Annotated in this window: 15 protein-coding genes; 7 read left to right on the top strand and 8 right to left on the bottom strand. The window is 58.6% G+C overall.

The features are described 5' to 3' along the window. Nucleotides 1-128: 128 nt before the first annotated feature. Nucleotides 129-1,532, bottom strand: a complete 1,404-nt coding sequence (locus ESZ00_RS19680; RefSeq protein WP_129210119.1) for a phosphoglucomutase/phosphomannomutase family protein — start codon at nt 1,530-1,532, stop codon at nt 129-131. A 225-nt stretch (nt 1,533-1,757) separates the two neighbouring features. On the opposite strand from ESZ00_RS19680, the gene cutA reads away from it, so the two are divergent. From cutA to ESZ00_RS19665, 4 genes are all read left to right on the top strand, one after another. Further along, nucleotides 1,758-2,084 carry a divalent-cation tolerance protein CutA gene (gene cutA, locus ESZ00_RS19675; protein ID WP_129210152.1) on the top strand — a complete coding sequence of 109 codons (327 nt, stop codon included), beginning with the start codon at nt 1,758-1,760 and terminating at the stop codon, nt 2,082-2,084. 61 nt (nt 2,085-2,145) lie between these two features. Then, nucleotides 2,146-2,304 (top strand): hypothetical protein, encoded by a 159-nt coding sequence (locus ESZ00_RS20195; protein WP_164981641.1) that lies wholly within the window; start codon nt 2,146-2,148, stop codon nt 2,302-2,304. Between the two features lie 24 nt (nt 2,305-2,328). Next, a complete protein-coding gene (locus ESZ00_RS19670; RefSeq protein WP_129210118.1) occupies nt 2,329-2,931 on the top strand; it encodes a biotin transporter BioY in 603 nt (200 codons plus the stop codon). A gap of 57 nt (nt 2,932-2,988) precedes the next feature. Continuing rightward, nucleotides 2,989-3,870 carry a menaquinone biosynthesis family protein gene (locus ESZ00_RS19665; RefSeq protein WP_229740835.1) on the top strand — a complete coding sequence of 294 codons (882 nt, stop codon included), beginning with the start codon at nt 2,989-2,991 and terminating at the stop codon, nt 3,868-3,870. A gap of 143 nt (nt 3,871-4,013) precedes the next feature. Here the strand turns inward: ESZ00_RS19665 and ESZ00_RS19660 are convergent, their stop codons facing one another. Together ESZ00_RS19660 and ESZ00_RS19655 are read right to left on the bottom strand one after the other, a co-directional pair. Continuing rightward, nucleotides 4,014-5,564, bottom strand: coding sequence for a S10 family peptidase (locus tag ESZ00_RS19660; RefSeq protein WP_229740836.1), 1,551 nt, complete (start codon nt 5,562-5,564; stop codon nt 4,014-4,016). 185 nt (nt 5,565-5,749) lie between these two features. Then, nucleotides 5,750-7,219 carry a sugar transferase gene (locus tag ESZ00_RS19655; protein ID WP_164981640.1) on the bottom strand — a complete coding sequence of 490 codons (1,470 nt, stop codon included), beginning with the start codon at nt 7,217-7,219 and terminating at the stop codon, nt 5,750-5,752. Nucleotides 7,220-7,797: 578 nt separating this feature from the next. Here ESZ00_RS19655 and ESZ00_RS19650 point away from each other — a divergent pair. Next, nucleotides 7,798-8,403: an HD domain-containing protein gene (locus tag ESZ00_RS19650; protein ID WP_129210116.1), complete on the top strand. Its 606-nt coding sequence runs from the start codon at nt 7,798-7,800 to the stop codon at nt 8,401-8,403. Between the two features lie 91 nt (nt 8,404-8,494). Next, complete coding sequence (gene alaC, locus ESZ00_RS19645) at nt 8,495-9,718, top strand: alanine transaminase (protein ID WP_129210115.1); 1,224 nt, start codon at nt 8,495-8,497, stop codon at nt 9,716-9,718. Between the two features lie 77 nt (nt 9,719-9,795). Here the strand turns inward: alaC and hldE are convergent, their stop codons facing one another. After that, entirely contained in the window at nt 9,796-11,271 is a 1,476-nt protein-coding gene (hldE, locus tag ESZ00_RS19640; protein WP_129210114.1) for a bifunctional D-glycero-beta-D-manno-heptose-7-phosphate kinase/D-glycero-beta-D-manno-heptose 1-phosphate adenylyltransferase HldE, read from the bottom strand. Beyond that, nucleotides 11,268-11,885, bottom strand: coding sequence for an SIS domain-containing protein (locus ESZ00_RS19635; RefSeq protein WP_129210113.1), 618 nt, complete (start codon nt 11,883-11,885; stop codon nt 11,268-11,270). Before ESZ00_RS19635 ends, hldE begins: the two co-directional genes overlap by 4 nt. A gap of 82 nt (nt 11,886-11,967) precedes the next feature. Between ESZ00_RS19635 and ESZ00_RS19630 the strand changes: the two genes are divergently transcribed. Further along, on the top strand, nt 11,968-12,555 hold the full coding sequence (locus ESZ00_RS19630; RefSeq protein WP_129210112.1) for a D-glycero-alpha-D-manno-heptose-1,7-bisphosphate 7-phosphatase: 588 nt from the start codon (nt 11,968-11,970) through the stop codon (nt 12,553-12,555). Here ESZ00_RS19630 and rfaD read toward each other — a convergent pair. The 3 genes from rfaD to ESZ00_RS19615 form a co-directional block, all read right to left on the bottom strand. Continuing rightward, nucleotides 12,552-13,550, bottom strand: a complete 999-nt coding sequence (rfaD, locus tag ESZ00_RS19625) for an ADP-glyceromanno-heptose 6-epimerase (protein WP_129210111.1) — start codon at nt 13,548-13,550, stop codon at nt 12,552-12,554. The genes ESZ00_RS19630 and rfaD overlap by 4 nt on opposite strands. A 19-nt stretch (nt 13,551-13,569) precedes the next feature. Further along, nucleotides 13,570-14,592: a glycosyltransferase family 9 protein gene (locus tag ESZ00_RS19620; RefSeq protein WP_229740837.1), complete on the bottom strand. Its 1,023-nt coding sequence runs from the start codon at nt 14,590-14,592 to the stop codon at nt 13,570-13,572. A gap of 234 nt (nt 14,593-14,826) precedes the next feature. Next, complete coding sequence (locus ESZ00_RS19615; protein ID WP_129210110.1) at nt 14,827-16,242, bottom strand: UDP-glucose dehydrogenase family protein; 1,416 nt, start codon at nt 16,240-16,242, stop codon at nt 14,827-14,829. Nucleotides 16,243-16,486 lie beyond the last annotated feature (244 nt).

Raw genomic sequence — 16,486 nt, 5'->3', positions numbered from 1 at the left:
ATCCTTCGCGTCCCAAACTGGCTCTCAGGCAGGAAAAAGGGCCACTCCTTCGGGAGTAGCCCTGATTCTGTGCCTGTCACAGTTACGTCATTTTGTGCCTGTGACCGCTACAAATCCTTCTCCCGCTGCTACTCGAGCACCCAGGACTTCGCTGCTTCGCTCAGTGGCTCGACATCCGAGGCCTTGCGCGCCTCCGAGTAGACACGCACGACCGGCTCGGTGCCACTGAGGCGATAGCAGACCCATGAGCCATCGGCGAGGATCAGCTTCAGACCGTCTGTGCGTACGACCGAGGTGACCTTGCGCCCGCCGATCTCCGACGGGTCTTCCTTCACCTTCTCGACAAACTTCTCCTTTACTTCGGGTGTGAGGCGGAAGTTCTCGCGGTTCGGATAGAACTCACCCACACGCGCGAACAGCTCCTTCAGCTGCGCGCCCAGACTCTTGCCGCGTCTGGCCACCATCTCCGTGACCAACAGACCGGCGATCACGCCGTCCTTCTCCGGTACATGACCACGAATCGTGAGACCAGCGCTCTCCTCGCCGCCGATCGCGATCTTGTCCTGGTTGATGAGCTCGCCGATGTACTTGAAGCCCACCGGGGTCTCGTAGAGCGGCACGCCGTAGGACTCGGCCACGGCATTGATCAGGTTGGTCGTCGCGACCGACTTGGCCACGCCGTTCTTCCAGCCGCGCGTCTCGACCAGATAGTCGAAGAGCAGCGCGATGATGTAGTTCGGCTGGATGAAGGTGCCGTCTTCGTCGACGATGCCGAAGCGGTCTGCATCGCCATCGGTTGCGATGCCGATCTTCGCTCCAGTCTCCTTCATCCTGGCCTTGCAGTCGGCCAACAGATGATCGTCAGGCTCCGGCGCATGTCCGCCAAACAGCACATCGCGGTAATCATGCACCGTCGCAACCTCGACGCCGTGATCACGCAGGATGTGGCAGCTGTAGCCACGCGCTGCACCCCAGAAGGGGTCGAAGACCACCTTGATGCCCGACTTCTTGATCGCCGCGAAATCTACCAGTTCCCCGATGCGCTTGAGGTAGTCCGGCTTCACATCGACTTCTTCGAACTTTTCCTTTGGCTCGGGCGGCGCAGGCAGGGTCTCGTCGCCAAGCTTCTTGATCAGCGACTCGATCTGCTTCGTCACCTCGGGCAGAGCCGGAGCACCATCCGGCGTCGAGAACTTGATGCCGTTGTACTCGGGCGGGTTATGCGAGGCCGTGAAGTTGATTGCGCCGCTGGCCTTCAGCCGCCGCACGGCATACGAGATAGCCGGTGTCGGCGCGGCATGCGGAATTACCAGCGGCTTTACGCCGTGCGAGGCCAGCACCTTTGCCGCTTCCGCCACAAAGCTCTCGCCCAGAAAACGCGGATCGCGCCCGACCAGCACGGAGCCCGAGCCCGGCTGTGCCGCCACGTACTTTGCGATGCCGGTCACAGCCCGGCGGATATTCGCCACGGTAAATTCCTCGGCAACAATTGCCCGCCAGCCCGACGTACCAAACTTGATCTCGACAGCCATACTTTTCCTTCGCCTTTCCTGTAGTCCGTTTCAGTCGCGCCCGCATCGCGGAGCCATCCTCGCACCGGAGCATAGGACCCCGGATACTGTCCGTCAATGAGATGCCTGCAAAAGTCTCTGGAATGCCTTGGGCCATCTTAAATCTGGAAGAAGCCCTGTGGGCAAATGCATCGCTCCACCGCTTCGAAAGAGCCGTCGCGCCCCATCTTCGAGGAGAATCATGGCATGGCCTCCACCCCATTTCGCATCGCGCTCAGCACCGCTTCCTCTGAAGAAGAAGCTCGCCGCATTGCCCGCCACCTTGTCGAGCAGGGACTCGCCGCCTGCGTGAATATCGTTCCCGGCCTTACCTCGATCTACCGCTGGCAGGGCGCGGTCGAAACCGCGCATGAGGTTCTGCTGCTCGTCAAGACCACCGGGGCCAGCCTCGGAGCACTCGAAGAAGCCCTTTGTTCCCTGCACAGCTATGAGGTACCGGAGTTTGTTGTGCTCGGTGTGGATGGAGGCAGCGCCGCTTACCTCGAATGGCTCGCGGCGTCGGTCACCCGCTGAGCACAGGTCCGATGGACTGTTTTTCGGCCCGACCGCCTGCTATTCTGAGGTGCAGGTACCAATGCGCCTTCTCTACGTAGTATTTGTCGTGAGCATGATCGCGTTGATCTGGGCAGTGCTCTCGGTCCGACGCCATATCCGGGATCACGATCACCAGCGGGCCGATATCCTCCGCCTGGGTGCAAAAAAAGAGGAAGATCCGCTTGAGCGCGGCGAATAAGCTTCTATTTCAGGAGAACCTCGCATGATGGAAATGCGCACGGCAACGGCAACATCGACAACCCGGCAGAATTCAGCCTCCGGCGCATTGGCTCATCAGACCGGCCTGGCTGTCGCCGGCAGCGCCCTGGTTGCCCTTTCGGCGCACGTTTCCATTCCCTTACTCTTTACCCCCGTGCCTCTGACCACGCAGAACTTCGCGGTCATCCTGCTGGCACTGCTGCTTGAGCCGGCCACGGCTGTCGCCGCCATGGTGCTCTATCTGATCGAAGGCGCATCCGGCCTGCCCGTCTTCACGCCTGCGGGTCCCGGCGGCATGCTGCAGCTGTTCGGCGCAACCGGCGGCTTCCTGTTGAGCTACCCGCTGGTTGCCGCGTGCGCCAGCCGCATCGCCCGCATGCGCCCCATGAGCTTCTCCTCGCGCGCCGCAGCCGGCGCCATTGCCAGCCTTGTTCTCTACGTCAGTGGCGCTTCCTGGCTCGCCCTCTTCTCGCATCTCTCTCTGGCCACCGTAGTTAAGATGGCCGTCCTTCCCTTCGTTGCCGGAGACGCTCTGAAGGTGGTTGCCGCGGCGGCCATCGTTGTCTCCCTGGCTTCACTGCGCCGGCGCATGCTGCCCGCGCGCTAAGGATTCACCCGCGGCCGGTTCGCCGGTCGCTTCTGTTGAAAGGATCAGGTATCAGAAGTGAGTTCCACTCCGTCCGTTCCCGCCGAGCCGCACGCTAACTCCCAGGTCCGCGAGATCACCATCGCGCACAGCCCGGACTCCGACGACGCATTTATGTTCTATGGCCTGGCCACGAACAAGATTCGCGTGCCCGGTTTCAAGTTCACCCACACCCTCACCGACATCGAAACGCTGAACCAGAAGGCCATTCACGAGCAGTTCTACGACGTGACCGCCATCTCCTTCCACGCCTATCCCTACCTGCAGGACAATTACGCCCTGATGGCCTGCGGCGGATCGGTCGGCGAAGGCTACGGCCCGATGATCGTGGCTCCGAAGGCCTACACGCTCGACGAGATCAAGCGCGAGAAGATCGCCATCCCCGGCACGCTGACCACCGCCAACCTTGCGCTCAAGCTCTTCGCTCCTGAGATCGAGACTGCGATCGTGCCCTTCGACCGCATCATCCCCGAGGTGCTTGCCGGCAACTATGCCGCTGGACTCATCATCCACGAGGGTCAGCTCACCTACGCGCAGGAAGGCCTCAAGAAGATCCTCGACCTCGGCATCTGGTGGCGCGACCTGACCGGCCTGCCGCTGCCGCTGGGCGGCAATGCCATCCGCCGCTCGCTCGGTGAGAAGACCATGCAAATCTGCACCCAAGCACTGCGCGAGAGCATTCAGCATGGCCTCGATCACCGCGAAGCAGCGCTGGCCTATGCCATGCAGTTCGCCCGCGATCTCGACGAGAATCTGGCCAACAAGTTCGTCGGCATGTATGTGAACGAGCGCACCCTCAGCTACGGCGACGATGGCCGCGAGGCGATCAAGAAGCTCCTCGAAATGGGCCATGAGCGTGGCGTGATTCCCCACCCCGTCAAGGTTGATTTCGTCGGCTAAGGCTGATTTGAGTGGGAGGAGAGCCCATGTCTCAAAATCGAGACATGGGGCACCCGCGTTCTTTGCCAGGTCCTCTTACCCGACAATCTGGCAGCAAAGCAAAAGGCCCGCATGGTGCGGGCCTTTTCTCTTCTCCTACCGTTTTACTTCGAAGTCTCGGCGTAGAAGCCGTCGAGGTCATGCGTGAGCTGCTTCAGCGCATCCACATTGAGATACACCATGTGGCCGGCCGGGTAGTAGCCGAATTCGACATTCTTCGCCAATGCCGGTGTCACCATCATGTGCGAGAGATCGTACTCGGTGAGGAAGAACGGGGTTGCCAGATCGAAGAGCCCGTTCGCCGAATAAACCTTCAGCTTGGGGTTCTTGCGCATGGCATCGGCCAGATCCATTGCCACGTCCGGCATGCGCTGCCCGAACATCCGGCCCATGCCGCCTCCACCGCCGACCGGATGATGCGTCTGGTCCCACGGGACATTCGACTCGGAATGCACCGCATAGGCATCGGTTGTGTCGTACTTGAGCTCGCGGCTCAGGTAGTCATGGAAGGCACCGATGAACACGCCTGAAATCCCTGTGTCCGAAGGATCGTACCCAGGATTTTCGCCTGCGTCGTCCACATCCGTGCCCTCAAAACGGGCGTCATAGCGGCCCAGGATTTCGCCCTCGCCACGCAGCAGCTCTTTACGGAAGCGGGTAGGCTCAATGCGCAGCTTCGAGTTTTTCACGTACTCCACACTGAGTCCCGTGTAAGCTGCAACCTTCGCCGCAATGGCATCGAACTTCTCCTGCGGCAGCAGATCACCCTCGGAAAGCGCCTCGGAGTATTCCCCGCGCGCGAACGCACGAACCTCGTCGAGGTAGGCGGTCATGTCCGCGGGCTTGTGCGCCAGTTTGTTGTGATACCAGGCGATGGCCGCGTAGCTGGGGAGATTGCCGACATACACGGCATCGAAACCCGGCCCGCGTACGTTGTAATTCAAAATCGAGGAGAGCAGGATGACGCCATTGAGCGAGACTCCGTCTTCCTGCAGCAACCCGGCAAGGCCGGCCGAGCGTGTGGTGCCGTAGGACTCACCGAACAGATACTTGGGAGAATTCCACCGCTGATTCACTGTAATGTAACGCTGGATGAACTTATCGAAGGCCTGGAGATCCTGATCCACACCGCGGAAATCCTTGTCCGTCCCCTTGCCTACAGCTTTCGAGAAGCCGGTCAGCGGCGCATCGATAAAGACGAGGTCCGTCTTGTCCAGCAGGCTGTACTGGTTGGGAACGGTCTGGTAGGGCGCCGGCCCTGTCGCCTCCGGGCTCGCAGTCACCACCCGCACCGGGCCTACCGAACCCATGTGCAGCCACAAGGATGCCGATCCCGGGCCGCCATTGTAGAGGAAGGTCACCGGGCGGTTCTTCGCATCCACGCCATCTTCCGTATAGGCAACATAGAAGATCGTGCCGTAGGGCTCATCCTGCTCGTTGCGGATCAGCAGAGTGCCTGCTGTTGCCGTGTAGTGAATCGTGCGGCTGCCGAGAGTCAGGTCGTGATGTGTAACCGAGCTCTTTTCCTGCGGAGCAGGTGGAGTCTTATCCGTGTCATGTTTCGGTTGATCGTCATGCCGCGGCGCATCCTGTGCCATTGCAGGAATGCCGGCGAGAGAAGCAGTCAACGTAAGGGCCAGAAGCTTCAGCTTCACCTGTCTCAACACTGTCCTCCAACAAAAATGCAATTTGAGATTTGTGGGTTGCACCAGTCTCCCATGAGCGCTTCCATCTGCCTACAGAAATTGTTACAGCACATTCATCTCAATCGATCTTTCTTCCGAAAAAGCAAAAGGCCGGCTCTTTTGAGCCGGCCTTTTGCTGCATTTCTGCTGGAGCGTTAGCTTCCCGTACCCCGGAAGACGACCTCCGCCGTGCGAACCAGAATCTTCAGATCCATCCAGAAGCTCCAGTTCTCGACATACGCGGTATCGAGCGCGATGTATTTCGCAAAGGAGGAATCGCCGCGTGCCTGCACCTGCCAGAGGCCGGTAAGGCCCGGCAGGACTTCAAGACGCCGGAAGTGCTCAAGTTCATACTTGGCCACTTCACTGGCGATCGGCGGACGCGGCCCGACCATGCTCATCTCGCCGCGCAGCACATTGAAGAACTGCGGCAGCTCATCCAGGCTGTACTTGCGCAGGATGCGGCCCACGCGGGTAATACGCGGGTCGTTGGTCATCTTGAAGAGGATGCCATCGCGCTCGTTCTGCGCGGCCAGATCCTTCTTCAGCTGCTCGGCGTTCTTCACCATGGTTCGGAACTTGAAGCAGGGGAAGACGCGGCCACGTTTGCCGATACGCTCAGAGACATAGAAGATCGGACCTTCACTGTCCAGCCGCACGGCAATGGCAATCGCCAGCATGATGGGAAAGACCGCCGCCAGTGCCATGAGCGAAAGCAGCATATCCAGGCCGCGCTTGAGCACCAGGGCTACAGTGCGCGGATCGCGGCGATGCAGCGAGACCACAGGAAAGATTCCCAGGTACTCGATGGGAGTATCGGCCGTCAGTTCGCCGTAGTAGCCGGAGATTGCACGGATATCGACTTCGAGCTCGCGCGCCTCTTCGAGCAACTGGATCACACTTTCCGTCGGGCACGGTTCAGCGATCACAATTTCATCGATGAAGTGCTGGCGGATAAGCTGGCGGAGACCCTCCACGCCGCCCAGCACCTGCGATCTCGGAACTTCCAGGCCGTTCGCGCACTCGGGCGCAACCACGTAGCCACGCAGCTTGTAGCCGAGCCGGTAATCCTTCTCGATGTGCTGGCCAAGAGCATTGCTCAGATGATGGGTTCCCAGAATGACCACATTGCGGGTTTCAAGACCGCGCTCAAACTGGCGGAACCGGGACTTGCGCCACACGATACGGCGCGTGCACAGCAGCGCGATCGTGCTGGCAATCAGCAGCAACACCAGGACACGGGAAACGCTGAGGTTACCGGCGAGATAAAGCGCGCCACACAGCAGCAGTCCAGCATTCAGGCTGGCCTGTACCGTCAGGCGCACCTCATGCCAGCCGCTGGCCAGCGGGATCGCGGAGTACAGGCCATAGCGGTTCGCTACCAGAAGGTACGAGAGCACAAACCACCCCAGATAAACGATATGGAGCGGAGCGCCGATAAGTGCGTGCGGGGGCACACCGGCCACCTGATCGACCTTGTCGAAGACCATCGCCCGCAACAACAGGGACACGGCAAAAGCGAGAAGAATGACCAGCGTGTCATTCAACATCATCAGCATCGAGGTCACAATCGACTGGCTGAAGATGCGGCTCCGACGAGGAGCCTTACCCGGCCATCCTGCCACACGAGGCTCGTTTCGTGGAGATTTTCTTATGTATTCCGAAGTCGCCATATCTGTCTCTAGAACAATCGATAGCCTTTGTGTAAGCCGCCAGAACGTCTCATGGGAGGCCCAAACGATAGAGTAGGTTTGAGAACAGAAGAGACCGCGAACTGAGGAAGAATATGCTCTGCGCTGCCTCTCATCTAGTGTCTACTCTGAGGCAGTTTTTGCTATATTTCTCGACCGTCGGCGTTACAGGTTGCACATGCCGAGAAAAGGACTTTCTGCGAAGCGGAGTTTCGTGCAAGCCCGGTTTAAGAAACACTATACCATCTCCTGCTGGAATCGCATCCTGGATTTTGTGTCAATCTTCCGTATCAGTCCCGGTCCCGGGATAGCGTTCTGCTCTGTTCTTTATGAAATTTCTCTAACAATGCGGATCGTTCTTACAGTTGGAAGCGATGCTGGTGCCACATGCTGCCCATCGCAAAAGAATTTGTCACTGATTCCGTCACAATTTCGTTTTATTGGATACCCGATAGCCTGGATTGAACGGAAATTTGGTTACCAGCGGACAGCGCTGCCAGTACGATAGTGGCATGCGGCCTTCCTTTCGCCTCGCAATCCCGCAAATCCTTGAGCGTGAAGCCTTACCTGTCGACAAGTTCGGTCACCAACCTCGCCTTTATCGCTTAACCCGGGAAATCGGCAAAGGTCTCGCCTATGACGACGATGTTGTCTTTGCCGCAGCCTGGCTGCACGATCTCGGCGTCTTCATCGGCCATCGCCCTGAGGGCGCTACAGCATTGAAGACATGGGATCACGTCGCTTATGCCTGCGCCCGCGCGCCGGAGATTCTCGCGTCAACGGATTTCCCAGCGGAAAAGATTCCCGCCGTACTCGAAGCCATCCGCAACCATCAGCCACAGGACACACCGCAGTCCCTCGAAGCAACGATTCTGCGCGATGCCGATATCCTCGAACAGCTTGGCGCCATCGGTATCCTGCGCAATGTTTCCAAGGTCGGCCGCGATACCCGCTATGCACGCTTCTCGGAGATTCTCCCCGTGCTGCGCCGTTCACTAGAGACGCTTCCAGGCAAGATTCAACTCGACGCGACTCAAGCTCTGGCCAAGCCTCGCATCGAGCTTCTCACCGCATTTCTCGCAGCCGTGGAGGCTGAAGCCGGCAATCTGCTCTACTAAAGCGCTTTCACCCGCCCGCACCATGCTGGATACCATTAGAACCTCCATAGTTCTGAGACAATAAGCAGATCAATTCAGCACGGGGAATCCAGTGGAAGAGTTTTCGAGAATCAAGCGCCTGCCCGCCTACGTCTTTAACATCACCGGCGAGCTCAAGGCCTCCGCACGACGCCGCGGAGAAGACATCATCGACTTCGGCATGGGCAATCCCGATGGGGCCACGCCGCAGCACATCGTCGACAAGATGATCGAGGCCGCGCGCAAGCCCGACACCCACCGCTACTCGCTCTCGAAGGGCATTCCCCGCCTGCGCCGTGCCATCTCCAACTGGTATGAGCGCCGCTACAACGTCGCCATCGATCCTGATACGGAAGCAATCGTTACCATCGGCTCGAAGGAGGGCATTGCGCATCTCTGCCTGGCCACGCTTGACCAGGGCGACGTGGTGCTGGTGCCCAATCCGAGCTACCCCATTCACATCTACGGCCCGGTGATCGCCGGAGCGAACATCCGCAGCATTGCCATCCATGACACGGACAGCTTCCTTGCCGAGCTTGAGCAGACCATTCCGCTCATGTATCCCAAGCCGAAGATGCTGATCCTCAACTTCCCTGCCAATCCCACAACCCAGTGCGTGGAGTTGAGCTTCTTCGAGCGCGTCGTCGATCTTTGCCGCCAGCACGGCATTTACCTCGTACACGACCTGGCCTATGCGGACATCGTCTTCGACGGCTACCGCGCGCCCTCGATCCTTGAAGTCCCCGGCGCCAAGGATATTGCCGTCGAGTTCTTCACACTCTCGAAGAGCTACAACATGCCCGGCTGGCGCGTCGGCTTCATGGTCGGCAATCCCAAGCTGGTCGCTGCGCTGGCACGCCTCAAGAGCTACTTCGATTACGGCACCTTTACCCCGATCCAGGTTGCGTCGATCCTCGCACTGGAAGGCCCGCAGGAGTGCGTCACGGAAATTTGCGACATTTATCGCTCGCGCCGCGACGTCCTGGTACAGGGTCTGAACAAGCTCGGCTGGCAGGTGTCGCTCCCCAAGGCCACGATGTTTGTCTGGGCGCCGATTCCGGAACACTATCGCCACCTTGGCTCGCTTGAGTTCTCAACACTGCTGCTGAAAGAAGCGAAGGTCGCGGTGAGCCCCGGTATCGGGTTCGGCGAATACGGGGACGGCTACGTGCGCTTTTCGCTTATCGAGAATGAAGAACGCACGCGCCAGGCGCTGCGCGGCATCCGCCAGATGTTCCATCGCGATGGTGTGGAATTGGTTGCACAAGCACAACCGGTAACCCAGACTGGCGCATAGCCGATCACCAAACCGGAGGACATCGGCGAAGTTGAAGAGACAAGCAAATGCGCCTCCGGAGCTTTTCTCCGTGCCGTTTATGGCAGCACAGGAGCAGCGGCCTTGGCGATCAGCCGGGTGGTACTGAAGCCTTCGACAGTGGGAATGATCTTGACTCTCCCACCCCAAGAGCGTACCTCTTTTGCTCCCACAACGGTCTCTTCACTGTAATCGCCACCCTTGACGATTACGTCTGGCCGCAGAGCTTCCATCAGGGCCAGAGGGGTCGCCTCCGCGAAGATCACCACCGCGTCTACCGCTGCCAATGCAGCAAGGACGTATGCTCGTTCGCGCTCGCCGACCATGGGGCGTGTCGGCCCCTTCAGTTCGCGTACCGATTGGTCACTGTTGATACCTACAATCAACCGGTCCCCCTGCCGCCGCGCGTCTTCCAGCAGCGTGATGTGGCCGATATGTAAAAGATCGAAGCACCCATTCGTGAAGACCACGCTCTGCCCATTCGCGCGCCACGCGGAGACCCGGGTGCGAAGCCGATTCAGCGTCAGGACCTTCTCTTCGGCCTGCAACTCGATTTCGGGCATAAGCCGTGTGGCCAGTTCCTCGCGCGTGATAGGGACGGTTCCCACCTTGCTTACCACCACCCCAGCAGCAATATTTGCCAACGGAACCGCTGTCTCGATCTCCAGTCCGCTGGCCAGGGAGAGCGCCAGTGTCGCAATCACAGTGTCACCAGCACCAGAGACATCGAATACCTGCTGCGCAACAGCAGGGAATGTTCTCTGTGTATCCTCGCGCAACACCGCAATTCCCTTCTCGCTAAGCGTTACGGTGAGAAAATCGAGCGCAAGTTTTGGAATCATTCCTCTGCCGGCCTCGAGAATCGAGCTCAGCTCTTTTGCGGCCACTCCTGTTGCAACGGAAAGCTCACTCAGGTTCGGACAGATCGTCGTAGCGCCGCGGTACCGCGTAAAGCTTCTCTGCTTCGGATCGACCAGCACGGGAAGGCCATGCTCCCGCGCGCGCTGAATAATCCTCTGGCACGCCTCTTCGGAAAGAACTCCTTTGGCATAGTCGGAGAGCACGATCGCATCGGCAGACGGCATGGTCTCTTCCACGCTGGCAATCAACTCCTCATACTCTTCTCCTGAATAGCCGTCCGGTCTTTCCATATCCAGGCGCAGCATCTGCTGCCTACCGCTCATCACACGCTGTTTGGTCGTCGTGGGATGGCTCTCCACCCGCAGCATATGGGCATCGACACCGGCTTTTGCCAAGCAGGTATGCAACGATTCTCCATCTGCATCCTTACCGCAAAAGCCGAAGAGACTAGCCTTCGCACCCAATCCGACAATATTCATGGCAACGTTGGCTGCGCCACCCGGCTGTTCGCTGCGATGCACCACGCGAACGATCGGCACCGGTGCCTCCGGAGAGATGCGCTCCACATCGCCCCAGACAAATCGATCGAGCATGACATCACCTACTACCAGCACGTGAATCTTCCGCCAGTTGTCTTCGATCAGCTGCAAGATGCGGTGCAGATCCTTCATCATTGCGTGAGCCCTTCTCTTTCGGCATCTGCGCGCTCGCACACGGCGACCTCCACCCAATCGCACAGGACATGCCCACAAAGAATATGCGCTTCCTGGATGCGCGCCGTATCATCGGAGGGAACGCACAACATCACATCGGCGATGGTTCCCAATGTTCCGCCACCAGTGCCGGTAAACCCGACCGTAAAGGCTCCCATCACCCGCGCTTCGCGGAGAGCTGCGCATACATTTCTGCTGTTGCCTGATGTGGTGATTCCAACCACCACATCGCCCGGCATACAATGCGCCTGTACCTGCCGGCGGAAGATCTCCTCAAAGCCATAGTCGTTTGCAACCGAGGTCAGCACCGAGGTATCCGTAGTCAGCGCCATCGAAGGCAGCCCGCGTCTCTCGCGCCGGAAGCGCCCCACGAATTCAGCGGCGAGGTGTTGCGAATCAGCAGCGCTTCCGCCGTTGCCGCACCATAAAACTTTCTTCCCTGAAAGGATGGCCTGCGTCATCGCATCGGCAATCCGCTCGAGGACCTGCTGCTGGGATGCTAATGCCTCGATGACTTTCTGATGATCTGCGATTGCCTGCGTGAATAGCGTCGACTGCTTTGCAATAACTGGCATCGATACTCCAAACCGATCGGATTGCCATGAGCTTAAGCTTTATTGAAAAATGAGGCTATCACCTCAAGATCGAGAACTTTCCATGGTCATTCATCACGCAACCGGCTTTGATCATATTCGCTATATTCTGCTTGACCGCGACGGCGTCATCAACCACAAGCCGGAAGAAGGAACATACATTGGCCACTGTGATCAATTTCACCTGCTTCCAGGAGTCGCTCCCGCCATTGCCGCCCTCAACAGCTCCGGACGTACCGTTATTGTAATCACAAATCAGCGGGGTATCGCACTCGGGCTCTACAGCGCCGCAGACGTGGAATTCATCCATCAGCAGTTACAGATGCAGCTTGCGGCCAGCAACGCGCACATCGATGGCTTTTACCTCTGTCCGCACGACCGGAATGCGTGTGACTGCCGCAAACCGAAGACCGGCCTCTTCACGCAGGCACGCAGAGATTTTCCGGAGCTCTCCACAGCAAACAGCCTCGTCATCGGCGACTCCCTCTCGGATATCGAAGCGGCGCGGAACTTCGGAGCTCCGAGTTTCTTCCTTCTTGGCGATCCAGCGACGCGCAAGCCCGGCGTACAGAAAGCAGCGGAGCTCGCCGTATGCGTGATCCACAGCCTGGCAGAAGGAGTTGCCCGGATTCTCGGTGAAGAATCGCCCTAAACGGCCATCTCCGCCATGGCCGCGAATGTTTCCTGGATGCCGTCCTTGAGCTGCGTCATCGGCTGGTCATACCCGAGAGCACGCAGTCCGGTCAGATCGGCCTCCGTGAAGTGCTGATAGCGGGTATCCAAATCAGCCGGGAACGGGATGTATTCGATCTGAGCCGGCCCATGGACAGACATCAGCGCCCGCGCTACTTCATTGAAGGTTCGGGCTTGTCCGGAGCCTGCATTCACCACCCCCTGATAGATCCGTTCTTCCCCTGCCGTACCACGCTCAAGCGCAGATGTCTGTGCAAAAAAAAGATTGAGGCGGGCGAGATCGCGCACATAGACAAAGTCCCGGCGTTGCTCGCCATTCCCATATCCCCCTGACCCCTCAAAGAGACGCACTCGACCTGTTTCCAGAATCTGCTTGGTGAAATGGTGGATCACTGAAGCCATGCGTCCCTTGTGCTGCTCTCGCGGACCATACACATTGAAGTAGCGCAGGCCCACCACCGTGCTCTTTATCGTTTCTTTTCCGAGCAAGCTCCGCACGTAATGATCGAATGCCAACTTTGAGAAGCCATAGATATTCAACGGCTTTTCATTTTTGAGAGTCGGCGTGAAATGCCCTGGCCCGCTCAGACCATACACCGCTGCCGTCGAGGCATAGACAAACGGCGCCCCCTGCTCCAGTGCGTAATGCAGAAGCACCTTGGACGTGGTGAAGTTATTGTCCATCATGTACACGCCATCATCGACCAGCGTGTTGGAGCACGCTCCCTGGTGATAGATCGCGCTTACCTTGGACAGCCGAAGTGCCTTCTCCTCAAGTGCACGCCGAAACTCCCTCTTGTCCATATAGTCGACAAAGCGCGCGCCATGCAGATTGAAAAGCTTTCGTGAGTCAGCAAAGTTATCGACAACAAGAATGTCGATAATACCCTGCCGGTTTAGTTCGTGGACAAGGTTACTGCCAATAAATCCCGCACCGCCCGTAACAATGTGCATTTTCTCTTTTCCTTGTCTTCTACTCGCAAGCTGCACCTGACTCGCTTCGCCGGCGCTCCAGAACCTCCATCGCCGCGTGGAACATGTCCTCGACGGAAATGGCGGTCAGACACTTCCTCTCATGTTCGGTACAGGTTTCGAGATTGCATCCCGCACAGTCCATCTGCCGATACAGTACCCGATGTCCGTTGCCCTGAGGAAACCAGATGCCCGGCCTGGTCCGCGCTGCAAATGCGATGACACAAGGCACGCCGGCACCCGCCGCAAAGTGCATAGGGCCGCTATCCGGGCCAAGAAACAGCTCAGTCCTGCGCAGTACCGCTGCCGTCTCACGAGGAGAAAGATCGCCGCAAAGGTTCACCGCCATGCCACCCCACGCGACAGCGAGCTTTGCGCTCACATCTCTGTCTTCCTTTGCGCCTACCAGGACCAGGACATGCCGATCTAGCTTCCCGGAGAGCACCGTCATCAGCGCGCACCAGTTCTCTGTCCCCCAATCCTTGGCCTGCATTTTGGTGCCCGGCCCACATGCGATCAGCGGCCGGCCTTCGGTTTCAGAGAGAACGTTGCTGGCCTTTCTCTCTTCTGCCTCCGACAAACCGAGGTCCCAGCTCTCCGGCGCGTCCAAATCGATCTCGCCCAGATCTTTTATGCTGCGCGCAAGCCGGCCAGCCTCGCTCTCCCATAGGCCGGAAGAGTATTGTAGGTTGATCGCGCGGTCTCCGAGAGGAAGACCGACGATCGTTTTTACACCACAACTCCGGAAAAAGCGCTCATCACGCAGGACTGCCTGCTCGCCGCGAGGCTTCGCCAGATAGATCAAGATGTCAGGACGGAAGCGGCGGATGGACCACCATAGTCGAAGGAGCTTGATCGGGCTGCGTGTGCCGACCGGATAGCTGAAATAGCCATCCACGAGCCCCGAGCTGCCAAGGATAGCTGAGGCTGCCGGAGCCTTGGCATGTACCGGAAGATTTGTCAGCATCATCTTTTGCGCATGCGCAAAGGTGCGCGCCACCAGGCGCAAAGCAGGCAAAGCCACTACGGTGTCACCCAGACTTCCGAGTCGGTAGATCAGAACTCGCTTCACACTACGCGTGGCAATACCAGACATATCCATAAGGAAAACCGGATGCTCTCAGATCCCGGCATCGGCACTGCTTCTGCATATGATGAGGGGGCAGTAGAAGGCTGCACCGAATATACGCTCAGCGTGGATCATGCCTTAGGCGCAGATCCCGGAGATATCCGGGAACCTGCGCCCGGCAGAAAGGAGTTACGGCAGGCGATGCCAGACCGCGGTATCCCGCGTCTGCTGCGCCGCCGGGCGGCCCACGCTCAGATAAGTGAAGCCCGCTTCGATCATCTGAGCCGGATCGTAGAGATTACGGCCGTCGATGATGATGGGGTAGCGCAGCGTATAGTGCAGCTTCGCGAGGTCGAGCTCTGCAAACTCATGCCAATCGGTCAGGATCAGCAGCGCATCCGCATCCTGTGCCGCAGCATAAGCGTCATTGACATACTGCATCTTCTCGGAGGGCGGAATCACTTCCTTCGTCCGGTCAATAGCCGCAGGGTCAAACGCTACGACCGAGCAACCTTCCTTGAGCAGGCTATGCACGATGTCGAGCGCCGGGCTCTCGCGGATGTCATCCGTGCCACCCTTGAAGGCCAGGCCGAGCACGCCGACCTTCTTGCTGCGGAAGGTCCACAACGCCGAACGCACCTTCTGGAAGAAGCGGCTCTTCTGCTCTTCGTTGATCTCTTCCACTTCCTTCAGCAGGTCGAAGTCTACGCCAAGCTGCTCAGCAACATAGCGGAATGCCGCAACGTCCTTGGGGAAGCAGGAGCCGCCATAACCGATGCCGGCCTTGAGGAACTTGGGCCCGATACGGCTGTCCATGCCCATGCCCTTCGAGACCTGCTCCACGTCCGCACCCACCGCCTCGCAGACATTCGAGACCACGTTGATGAAGGAGATCTTCATTGCCAGGAAGGCATTCGAGGCATGCTTGATCAACTCCGCGGCCTTGGTTGAGGTCTGTAGAAGCGCCGGAGGGGTGTCCGCCGTGAGATCGCCCGGAACCGCATGGTCGAGCTTGAAGTATTCGCCCGAAGTCAGCGGAGCGTAGATATCACGCAGCACCTGGCCGGCCTTGTCGTTTTCGACACCGATGACAATGCGGTCAGCATGGATGAAGTCCACCACGGCCGTGCCTTCACGCAGGAACTCGGGGTTCGATGCCACATCGAAGAGCTCACGGGCTACACCATTGCGCTCCACTACGCGACGGATCCACTCATTGGTGTACACCGGCACCGTGCTTTTCTCGACGATCACCTTGTAGTCATCGATCGAACGCGCAATCTCGCTGGCCACCGCATCGACGTAGGAGAGATCGGCGCTGCCGGTCTTGCTCTGCGGCGTTCCCACGGCGATGAAGATCGCCTGAGCGCGCTTGGTTGCAGAACGCAGATCCGAGGTGAACTCGATATTGGTGCCGCGATGACGGGCGAGCAGTTCGGGGAGATACTCCTCGTGAATCGGCACGCCGCCTTCACGCAGCATCTTTACCTTGGATTCATCATTGTCGACGCAGATAACCTTGTGACCGATTTCGGCGAAACATGCTGCTGCTACCAGGCCCACATAACCGGAACCGACAACCGCAATGGAAACGGGCTGACTCATCACAATTCTCCTGAGATCTTAGGATCGAACCTTGAATAACAACGTCTGACTGGCCACACGCAACGGTCCCGAAACCTTACACATGTATAGGTTACTTTCTGCGGAACCATGGAGGAAGCTGCTGATAGGGGTGAGTTGGTATTGCTCTCGGCCGCCATATGGAGCTGGTCACTGTGATGCAGAAAAGGCGACAACTTATGGCCAATTGTACCAGAGGCTCTCTTTCATCCTTGTGAACTCGTGT

The sequence above is a fragment of the Silvibacterium dinghuense genome (genome assembly GCF_004123295.1).
In the GTDB taxonomy this organism is placed as follows: Bacteria; Acidobacteriota; Terriglobia; order Terriglobales; family Acidobacteriaceae; genus Silvibacterium; species Silvibacterium dinghuense.
The sequence above is the reverse complement of the archived record's forward strand: the minus strand, read 5'-3'. Positions and strand labels throughout refer to the sequence as shown.

Coding starts and splice junctions, on each gene's coding strand:
- ESZ00_RS19680 (WP_129210119.1), bottom strand. CDS start 1,532: ATGGCTGTCGAGATCAAGTTTGGTACGTCGGGCTGGCGGGCAATTGTT.
- cutA (WP_129210152.1), top strand. CDS start 1,758: ATGGCCTCCACCCCATTTCGCATCGCGCTCAGCACCGCTTCCTCTGAA.
- ESZ00_RS20195 (WP_164981641.1), top strand. CDS start 2,146: ATGCGCCTTCTCTACGTAGTATTTGTCGTGAGCATGATCGCGTTGATC.
- ESZ00_RS19670 (WP_129210118.1), top strand. CDS start 2,329: ATGATGGAAATGCGCACGGCAACGGCAACATCGACAACCCGGCAGAAT.
- ESZ00_RS19650 (WP_129210116.1), top strand. CDS start 7,798: ATGCGGCCTTCCTTTCGCCTCGCAATCCCGCAAATCCTTGAGCGTGAA.
- hldE (WP_129210114.1), bottom strand. CDS start 11,271: ATGATGAAGGATCTGCACCGCATCTTGCAGCTGATCGAAGACAACTGG.
- ESZ00_RS19635 (WP_129210113.1), bottom strand. CDS start 11,885: ATGCCAGTTATTGCAAAGCAGTCGACGCTATTCACGCAGGCAATCGCA.
- ESZ00_RS19630 (WP_129210112.1), top strand. CDS start 11,968: ATGGTCATTCATCACGCAACCGGCTTTGATCATATTCGCTATATTCTG.
- rfaD (WP_129210111.1), bottom strand. CDS start 13,550: ATGCACATTGTTACGGGCGGTGCGGGATTTATTGGCAGTAACCTTGTC.
- ESZ00_RS19615 (WP_129210110.1), bottom strand. CDS start 16,242: ATGAGTCAGCCCGTTTCCATTGCGGTTGTCGGTTCCGGTTATGTGGGC.